This window comes from Phenylobacterium sp., assembly GCF_041919955.1.
Taxonomy (GTDB): Bacteria; Pseudomonadota; Alphaproteobacteria; order Caulobacterales; family Caulobacteraceae; genus Phenylobacterium.
Map to the genome: position 1 here is coordinate 23,205 of NZ_JAYRSU010000031.1, position 7,472 is coordinate 30,676.

The 7,472-nt window shown below is 65.2% G+C and carries 11 protein-coding genes; 6 read left to right on the plus strand and 5 right to left on the minus strand.

Annotation, left to right across the window (positions count from 1 at the left end; genetic code table 11):
- Positions 1–7: 7 nt before the first annotated feature.
- Positions 8–271, minus strand: coding sequence for a hypothetical protein (locus tag ACE3T2_RS19395; protein ID WP_374660392.1), 264 nt, complete (start codon positions 269–271; stop codon positions 8–10).
- 4 nt (positions 272–275) lie between these two features.
- On the minus strand, positions 276–617 hold the full coding sequence (gene pth2, locus ACE3T2_RS19400) for a peptidyl-tRNA hydrolase Pth2 (RefSeq protein WP_374660394.1): 342 nt from the start codon (positions 615–617) through the stop codon (positions 276–278).
- A gap of 115 nt (positions 618–732) precedes the next feature.
- Here pth2 and ACE3T2_RS19405 point away from each other — a divergent pair, with 115 nt between their 5' ends.
- Both ACE3T2_RS19405 and ACE3T2_RS19410 read left to right on the plus strand, forming a co-directional pair.
- Positions 733–1,311, plus strand: coding sequence for a hypothetical protein (locus ACE3T2_RS19405; protein WP_374660396.1), 579 nt, complete (start codon positions 733–735; stop codon positions 1,309–1,311).
- Between the two features lie 48 nt (positions 1,312–1,359).
- The gene (locus ACE3T2_RS19410; RefSeq protein WP_374660398.1) at positions 1,360–1,533 is read left to right on the plus strand and encodes a hypothetical protein; all 174 of its coding nucleotides are present in this window, start codon (positions 1,360–1,362) and stop codon (positions 1,531–1,533) included.
- 43 nt (positions 1,534–1,576) lie between these two features.
- Here ACE3T2_RS19410 and ACE3T2_RS19415 read toward each other — a convergent pair whose 3' ends face one another.
- Both ACE3T2_RS19415 and ACE3T2_RS19420 read right to left on the minus strand, forming a co-directional pair.
- Positions 1,577–2,881: a serine hydrolase domain-containing protein gene (locus ACE3T2_RS19415; protein ID WP_374660400.1), complete on the minus strand. Its 1,305-nt coding sequence runs from the start codon at positions 2,879–2,881 to the stop codon at positions 1,577–1,579.
- Positions 2,881–3,261 (minus strand): nuclear transport factor 2 family protein, encoded by a 381-nt coding sequence (locus ACE3T2_RS19420; protein ID WP_374660402.1) that lies wholly within the window; start codon positions 3,259–3,261, stop codon positions 2,881–2,883. Before ACE3T2_RS19420 ends, ACE3T2_RS19415 begins: the two co-directional genes overlap by 1 nt.
- Positions 3,262–3,464: 203 nt before the next feature.
- On the opposite strand from ACE3T2_RS19420, the gene ACE3T2_RS19425 reads away from it, so the two are divergent.
- From ACE3T2_RS19425 to ACE3T2_RS19435, 3 genes are all read left to right on the plus strand, one after another.
- On the plus strand, positions 3,465–4,088 hold the full coding sequence (locus ACE3T2_RS19425) for a discoidin domain-containing protein (protein WP_374660404.1): 624 nt from the start codon (positions 3,465–3,467) through the stop codon (positions 4,086–4,088).
- 104 nt (positions 4,089–4,192) lie between these two features.
- Positions 4,193–5,161, plus strand: a complete 969-nt coding sequence (locus ACE3T2_RS19430; protein ID WP_374660406.1) for a magnesium and cobalt transport protein CorA — start codon at positions 4,193–4,195, stop codon at positions 5,159–5,161.
- Positions 5,162–5,254: 93 nt separating this feature from the next.
- Positions 5,255–5,773, plus strand: coding sequence for an SMI1/KNR4 family protein (locus ACE3T2_RS19435; protein ID WP_374660408.1), 519 nt, complete (start codon positions 5,255–5,257; stop codon positions 5,771–5,773).
- Between the two features lie 177 nt (positions 5,774–5,950).
- Here the strand turns inward: ACE3T2_RS19435 and ACE3T2_RS19440 are convergent, their stop codons facing one another.
- A complete protein-coding gene (locus ACE3T2_RS19440; RefSeq protein ID WP_374660410.1) occupies positions 5,951–6,895 on the minus strand; it encodes a lysozyme inhibitor LprI family protein in 945 nt (314 codons plus the stop codon).
- Positions 6,896–7,004: 109 nt separating this feature from the next.
- On the opposite strand from ACE3T2_RS19440, the gene ACE3T2_RS19445 reads away from it, so the two are divergent.
- The gene (locus tag ACE3T2_RS19445) at positions 7,005–7,262 is read left to right on the plus strand and encodes a helix-turn-helix domain-containing protein (protein WP_374660412.1); all 258 of its coding nucleotides are present in this window, start codon (positions 7,005–7,007) and stop codon (positions 7,260–7,262) included.
- The last annotated feature ends 210 nt before the right edge of the window (positions 7,263–7,472 follow it).

Here is a 7,472-nt window from a genome sequence, read left to right on the forward strand (position 1 = left end):
GCGGAAACTATCGCGGCGCGAGGTTGAGGACGACTTCCCCGTCTTCGACGTGGACGATCACCACGCCGAGGGCCGGGCCGTCGTCGATCTGCAGGATCAGGTTCTGGCCCTTGTAGTCGGCGAGGTCCTTGCCGCTGACCGGCCGCGCCTTGGCGATGAACGACAGGATGGCGTTCTGGGCGTGCTCGATGGTGGCCTCGAAGGCCACCGCCTCCAGCGGCTCTTCCATGGTGCCGAGGACCCCGGTCCCGTGCTTCGTCGAATAGACCATCGTCCTACCTCATCAGCTTGAGCGCGCCGGTCACGGCGTCGATGCGCGCGATCTCGTCTGGGCCGATCCCGACGCAGGTCGGGGTTCCCGCCGCCACGACGGTGCGGCCGGCGTCGCGGATCACCATGGCCGGCAGGCCCGCTTCCTCGGCCTGCCGCGCCAGTTCGAACAGCTCCTCCTCCGAACCGCAGCGCAGCACCACCTTGGGCATACCGACCCGGAACCAGGCGGACTGCTTCTCGGCCGGCGCGTTCAGCAGCGCGCCGACGGCGGCGTGCGCCACCTGGGCCGCCATCTTGCCCGGCGGCAGGGCGAGCGCCTCGTTGACGACGATGACCTGCTTCATGGCCCAGCCTTTCGACCGAGCGACCGTCCAAGGCAAGCGCCGGAGTCGCGCATTATGAAGAACGATGTTATACCAAGCTGAGCCGGAGGGAGCGCTTCAACAGGAGGTCTCCAGTATGCAACGGCATCATCTCTCCATTTTCGGTTCGGCCGCCCTGGTGTTCGCCGCATCGGGCGCCCTCGCCCAGCCGGCGATGCAGGGGCACGCCATGATGAAAGGCGAGAGCAGGGGCGACGATCATCTGATCGCCAGCGCCATGACCGCCGCCCCGCCCGCCATCGCCGGGGACGCGACCATCGTGGCGCCCGACGCCAAGGGCGCCATGCGGGTGGTGCGCAAGGGCGCCGGCAACTTCACCTGCATGCCCGACAACCCGGTGACGCCGGGGCCGGACCCGATGTGCGGCGACGCCAACGCGATGGCCTGGGCGATGGCCTGGATGGAGCACAAGACGCCCGTCGGCGATAAGCCCGGCTTCATGTACATGCTGTCCGGCGGCACGGACGCCAGCAATACCGACCCCTATGCGACCAAGCCGGACGGCGACTGGGTGTCGACCGGCCCGCACGTGATGGTCGTCGGCTCGCAGGCCATGCTGGCCGGCTATCCCAGCGGGGCCAGGCCCGACACTACCAAGCCCTATGTCATGTGGGCCGGCACGCCCTACGCCCACCTGATGATCCCGGTTAAGTAGCGGCGGAAATCGGCGGCGCGCGGCGGGCCGATCGGCTAAGCTGGCCACATGACCGACGAGCCCGACGCCCCGCCGAACGAAACCCCGATCCAGCGCGCCCTGCGGCTGAAGAAGGCGGCCATCGAGGCCAAGCCCAAGCCGCCGCGCGGCGGACGTTTCCAGCGCGAGCAGGCGGCGGCCGCCCGCTCGGCCTCCAAGTCCAAGCCCTGGATGACCCGCTAGAGCCCGTTCCATTCGGCCCGAGTCGGCCCGAATGGGACAAGATCTAGGGTTTGGCGATCAGGTGCTCGGCCAGGGCGTGGTAGGCCGGCAGCGACAGCGGATCGAGATAGATGTTGCTGGCCTTGGGGTTCGACGCGAAGCGGACGATCGACATCTCCGCCTTCGGGTCGACGTAGCAGGCCTGGCCGTGGACGCCGCGGGCCATATAGGCGCCGTGGCTGTTGTGGGTGACCCACCACTGATCGTGATAGCTCCAGCCCTTCAGGTTCTCATAGCCGGCCTTGGCGAAGTGCTCTGGCCGCGCGCCGCCCGCGATCTCGGCCACCACGGCGGCGGGCACGACCTGCTTGCCGTTCCAGCGGCCGCCTTGCCGCATCATGTCGCAAAACCGGGCAAAGTCGCGCAGCGACAGGTTCAGACCGCCGGCCGCATAGGCCGCGCCGACCGAGTCGACCTGGATATAGGCGTCCTGCTCCATGCCCAGCGGCGCCCAGAACCGCTCGCTGAGCTGCTGGGCCAGCGGCTTGCCGCCGACCCGCTGCACGAGCCAGCCGGCGACCTCGGTGTTCACGCTCTTGTAGGTGAAGCCCTCGCCGTGCGCCCCGGCCTTCTTCAAGGTCTTGAGATAGTCGTAGCTGGTGGTCGGGCCGCTGTAGCCGGGCGGCCGCGGCAGCAGGCCAGCGGCGCGGACGAAGTCCCAGGCCGGCGAGTTGGGGTCGGTGTAGACCTCGGAATATTCCAGGCCCGTGGTCATATCGAGCACCTGGCGCACGGTGGCGTCGCCGAAGGCGCTGCCGGCCAGCTCGGGAATGTACTTGGTGACCAGGGCGTCGGGATCGAGCCTGCCCTCGGCGACCTGCATGGCCGCGATGGTTCCGACGAACGACTTGGTCACCGAGTGGGCGATGTGCGTCCCCTCGGGCTTCAGGGCGCCGAAGTAGCGCTCGTAGACGATCTTGCCCCGGTGCATGACCAGGATGCCGTCGACATAGTTGGCGTCCAACGACTGGCGCCAGGTCATGGGCGCGGCGCCGCCCAGCGGGGTGAAGCTCACCGCATCGAGGTCGGCGCGCTCGGCCTTGGGCAGGGCGCTGACCGGGCCCGGGCCGCGGGCGATGATCGCGGTCGGGAACAGCTCGCGCCAGTGCGAGAACGTCCAGCGGATCTGCGGGAAGGTCAGGAAGGTCGAGTCGGCGAAACGGATCGTCCGCTCGGGCGGCGGCGGCGAACCGACCATCCAGCCCATGGCGACCGGATCGCTGGCCTTCGCATCCAAGGGTTCCTGAGCCGCCGCCGCGCCGGTCATGACCATCGCCAGGGCTCCCGCCAGCGCCGCCTTCCGACCCATCAGCGGATCTCGCTCAGCACCGCGGCCTCGGCGGAGTCGATGTATTCGTCCAGGCGGGTGATCACCCCGTCCTGCATGCGGATGACGCAGCAGGCCGACATCGAGAACGCCCGCCCGTCCGGCAGGGCGCCCTCCAGAACATGCTGCTGCAGATAGCCGTCGCTCAGCGGCTCGCGCCGTACGATCCGGTACTTGCGGTCGGTCATCTTGCGCATGAACCAGGCCAGCACCCGGAGGTTCTGGTCGACCGTCTGCTCCACCCGGTCGTTGTTGTGCCAGATCTTGGCGTCGGGGGCGTAGCAGGCGCGCACCGCGTCGGCGTCGCCCGCCTCGATGGCGGCCACGAACCGGTCGGCGAAGGCCATGACGTCTTCGGACATGCGTTTTCTCTCCCTGGCCCGGACCATAAGTTCGTTTTTGCAAGTCATCAAGCCAACTGTTTGGTCGACCCGATGGCGCGGTTCGTCGCCTGAGGCGCGAACGGTGTTTTTCTTGGGCTCGAAGCACCCTAGGGTTGCGAGGACGCCGGGCCAGGGGCTGGTCCGGCGCCATCCTCCCCACGCTCTCAAATCTGTTGGATCACATGAAAGCCATCGTTCGCACGCTCGCGGCCGTCGCCGCATTCGCCATGGCCGGCTCAGCCGCCCAAGCCGCCAATGTCGCCGTTTCCGGCGTCACCGCTTCGAGCACCTACTACACCTACAATGTCCAGAACCTGATCAACGGCTCGGGCCTGACGGGCGGCGTGCACGACGGCGACTACACGCACAAATGGATGACGGACCAGAGCCAGACCGGCTGGCTCGTGTTCGATCTGGGCTCCAGCTACAACCTGACCGGAACCGACATCTGGAACTACAACGGCGGCTGCTGCGGCGAAGGCCGTTCGGCCAAGGACCTGCGGATCTCGACCTCGCTGGACGGCGTGACCTACACCACGCTCGGCGACTACGTGCTCGGCAACACCGCGGCCTCCGACTTCACCGCCCAGCAGATCGCGTTCTCGTCGCTGGCCCGCTACGTGCGCTTCGACCTGTTCTCGAACTACGAAGACGGCATCTACACTGGTCTCTCGGAAGTGCAGTTCCAGGGCGCGAGCGCCGGCGCGGTTCCGGAACCGGCTGCCTGGGCGATGATGATCACCGGCTTCGGCCTGGCGGGCACGGCCCTGCGCCGTCGCCGCAGCATCGCCGCGGCCGCCGCTTAGCGACCTCTAACGGCGCCGGCGGTCCGCCGCCGGCGCCGTGACTTCGATCTTTCGCCCGAAACAGGCTAAGGGCTGAGCCTGCGAGCAACGGACAGGCGAAACCCATGAGCGTCGTAGCGGCTTGTGTTTATGGGGGCGGGCGCCGGGTGCGGGAAATCGACCTGACGCGGCCCGAGTCGCTGGACATGGCGCCGGGCGAGTTCGCCTGGATCGGCCTGTTCGAGCCGACCCTGGACGAGCTGCACGTCCTCCAGCACCGCTTCGGCCTGCACCCCCTCGCCGTCGAGGACGCCCAGAGCGCCCACCAGATGCCCAAGGTCGACATCTACGGCGACCAGCTGTTCGTGACCGCGCGGACCGCCCACCTGCAGGACGACAAGATCGGGTACGGCGAGACCGACATCTTCGTCGGCGCCGACCACATCATCACCGTCCGCCACGGCTCGGCCCGCAGCCACACCGAGCTGCGCGCGCAGCTCGAGGCCGCGCCCAGCCACCTGAAGCACGGCGTCGACTACGTGCTGCACGCCGTCCTCGACTACATCGTCGACGGCTACTTCCCGATCGTCGATGCGATCGAGGAAGAGGTGCTGGAGATGGAGCGCTCGGCCCTCGACGCCTTCCTCAGCCGCGCCGAGATCATGCGGATCTTCAGCCTGCGCCGCGACCTGATGCGCTTCGGCCGCATCCTGGGCCCCATGGAGGAGGTGGCGAGCCGCCTGGAGCATCACGACATGCCCTGCGTCGACGCCGAGGTGCGCCCCTATTTCCGCGACGTGAGCGACCATGTGCGCCGCGTCGCCTCCCGCGCCGACGGCCTGCGCGAGGTGCTGTCCTCGGTGTTCGAAGCCAGCTCCCTGCTGGAGCAGCAGCGCCAGGGCATCATCACCCGCCGCCTCGCCGCCTGGGCCGCCATCCTGGCCGTGCCGACCGCCATCGCCGGCATCTACGGCATGAACTTCGACGTCATGCCCGAGCTGCGCTGGAAGTTCGGCTACTTCCTGATCCTCGGCCTGATCGCAGCAGCGTGCCTGTTCCTCTACACCCGGTTCAAGCGCGCGGGCTGGCTCTGAGGGGGATTCGCGCAACCAGAGTTCCCCCTTTGTTCTTGACGCTCGCCGACGTTCGGTGACAACTCTTCGAGAGGACTCAGCCGGACGTCGCAAATGACCATTGAAGCGCTCATTGAGGCCGTTCCACCGCCCGTCACGCCACAGACAACCTTCGACGGCCCCTGGGAACCGATCGAGGCTGAGTTGGGGACGCCGCTGCCCCAGGACTATAAGGACTTCGTGCGCCTCTACGGATACGGGAATTTTCTGGAGATCATCGGCATCCACGTCCCGACATCGACAAGCCCTTACGTTCGGCTGGTCCCGCAAGTCCCCGCGATTTGCTACGCTCTCCGCGGAGAGGAAGATCGGCCGTATCCGCTGTGGCCGGAACCCGGCGGACTGATTCCTTTCGGAAAAACCGACTTCGGAGACTTCCTCTGCTGGCTGCCGCATGGCGAGCCGAAGGATTGGGGCGTCGTGGTCTATGATCGTGGCTTCGGGGGGTTCGAGGCGTTCGATTGTAGCCTGACGACATTCCTTGCGGGCCTGGCGACCGGAGAACTTCTCCCGAAGGAGTTTCCCACCAACCTCCTGCCATGCGACGAGCCATTCGCACCCCAGCCCGCTTGAACACCAGCGCCCGGTGGCGGCGTCCCAGCAATTTATAAGATCAGGGAATGGCGGAGAGGGTGTCCGACCATTGGCGTTGTTTTAACTAGCGAATTTTTCACCTCGCCGCGCCTTCCTACAAATCCGACTACAGATCGCTCGACGGCCCCGTTACGAGCCGTCGAGCAACGATGACCATCACTGGCCGGTCGTCATTCCTTCAAGCTCCGCGGCACGCTTCATCGTCATGCTGAGGTGGCAGCTATCCACAAGGAGCAAATCCATAGTCCCACCTTCCAGGTTTTCTTGGCATTTGGCGTCACGATGTTTGATCCAAGTGCGCTGGGCGTTCCTCAGCGCAACCTTTTGGCTCTCGTCACGCACTGCCATCGCGGCCTTGTAAGCGGCATTTAGCCGAGCGTCCTGGCGCACGTATTCCGCATCATTGCAGTCTCTCATTTCGACGGTCACGCCGCCGGAAGCGTCCATGCAGCGATTGTACTCCGCACTGTAGCTTTCCTCGACGTCGGCCGACGACGCAGCTTCCTTTTCAGCACTAGCAGGAACGATGGCTTTGACTGGTTTGGTAGCTCCTGCGCTTTCGAGAGCCGCCTTCAGGCGCTGCTGGGCTGCGTCATCCGCTTGTGCCTGCCTAACACCGCGCGCGATCTCTTTCACAATCGCGATGTTCACGCGATCCGCGGCGATGCTGGCGTCTGTGGAAACGATGAACTCCTTATCGTCAGCGGCAGACGGGCTAACGACGTAGACGATCTCCTTTTCGAAATGCTGCGTCGGTCCCCCGATATCTGCCGACATCTTACTAGTTGCGCGGCAGGTTAGGCGCTTAACGCTCATATCCACGGACGCGAGCGTGATCATATCGACGGTAAACGGCGGCAAGGTCATTTTGGAAATCTCGACCGCACCCACCGGCAGGATTAGGCCAGCTTCATCGCCCTTCGGCGTTCCGATAAGTCCTTCAAGCACCTTGAGCACGTCGGGGTGCGCGCACGCCTTTGCGTCACCCGAGCTAATGAGCGCTATCGGATTCGCGTCGGCAAGCTTGACTTCGCTCTTCCCACACGAAGCCAACGCCAGCGCGAATGCAATCACGACGCCCTTGGTTTTACCCCTATCCACCACCCAACTCCCCTACCGAACAGCTCAGCTTTAAGTGCTCAAAATAACCCGATATGGGTTATCCCAAAATAGGTTTTAGCGGAGAGGTCGCATCCATTGAGCGACCGTCATGGCGTCCGCCCTATTTTCCGAGCGATACGCAGCAGTAGTTGAAGAGCTGGCCGCCTCGCGGAGGGCAGCGGGAGTGACTCAAGCAGAGTTGGCTGCGCGGCTAGAAAGGCCGCAGTCGTTCGTTTCAAAAATCGAGCGGCAGGAGCGTCGTATCGATCCCGTGGAGTTTTACGATTGGGCAAGCGCATTGGGCATTTCGCCTACGGCGCTTTTCGAAGCTGTCATAAGCCGGATGCGAGCACCCCGTCCTGACTAGATGCGCCGTTAATTTTGCGGAGCCCTTAGTTAGCCGCTTTGTACGCCGCTAGCGTACGTCTGCGCTTCGCTAGCGCGTTACGAGCGCCGTTAATTTTGCGGAGCCCTTAGTTAGCCGCTTTGTACGCCGCTAGCGTACGTCTGCGCTTCGCTAGCGCGTTACGAGCGCCGTTAATTTTGCGGAGCCCTTAGTTAGCCGCTTTGTACGCCG

What these genes read in the sequence shown, in the direction of transcription:
- ACE3T2_RS19405 (WP_374660396.1), top strand. Translation starts at nt 733, where the DNA reads ATGCAACGGCATCATCTCTCCATTTTCGGTTCGGCCGCCCTGGTGTTC.
- ACE3T2_RS19395 (WP_374660392.1), bottom strand. Translation starts at nt 271, where the DNA reads ATGGTCTATTCGACGAAGCACGGGACCGGGGTCCTCGGCACCATGGAA.
- pth2 (WP_374660394.1), bottom strand. Translation starts at nt 617, where the DNA reads ATGAAGCAGGTCATCGTCGTCAACGAGGCGCTCGCCCTGCCGCCGGGC.
- ACE3T2_RS19445 (WP_374660412.1), top strand. Translation starts at nt 7,005, where the DNA reads ATGGCGTCCGCCCTATTTTCCGAGCGATACGCAGCAGTAGTTGAAGAG.
- ACE3T2_RS19415 (WP_374660400.1), bottom strand. Translation starts at nt 2,881, where the DNA reads ATGGGTCGGAAGGCGGCGCTGGCGGGAGCCCTGGCGATGGTCATGACC.
- ACE3T2_RS19410 (WP_374660398.1), top strand. Translation starts at nt 1,360, where the DNA reads ATGACCGACGAGCCCGACGCCCCGCCGAACGAAACCCCGATCCAGCGC.
- ACE3T2_RS19435 (WP_374660408.1), top strand. Translation starts at nt 5,255, where the DNA reads ATGACCATTGAAGCGCTCATTGAGGCCGTTCCACCGCCCGTCACGCCA.
- ACE3T2_RS19430 (WP_374660406.1), top strand. Translation starts at nt 4,193, where the DNA reads ATGAGCGTCGTAGCGGCTTGTGTTTATGGGGGCGGGCGCCGGGTGCGG.
- ACE3T2_RS19420 (WP_374660402.1), bottom strand. Translation starts at nt 3,261, where the DNA reads ATGTCCGAAGACGTCATGGCCTTCGCCGACCGGTTCGTGGCCGCCATC.
- ACE3T2_RS19425 (WP_374660404.1), top strand. Translation starts at nt 3,465, where the DNA reads ATGAAAGCCATCGTTCGCACGCTCGCGGCCGTCGCCGCATTCGCCATG.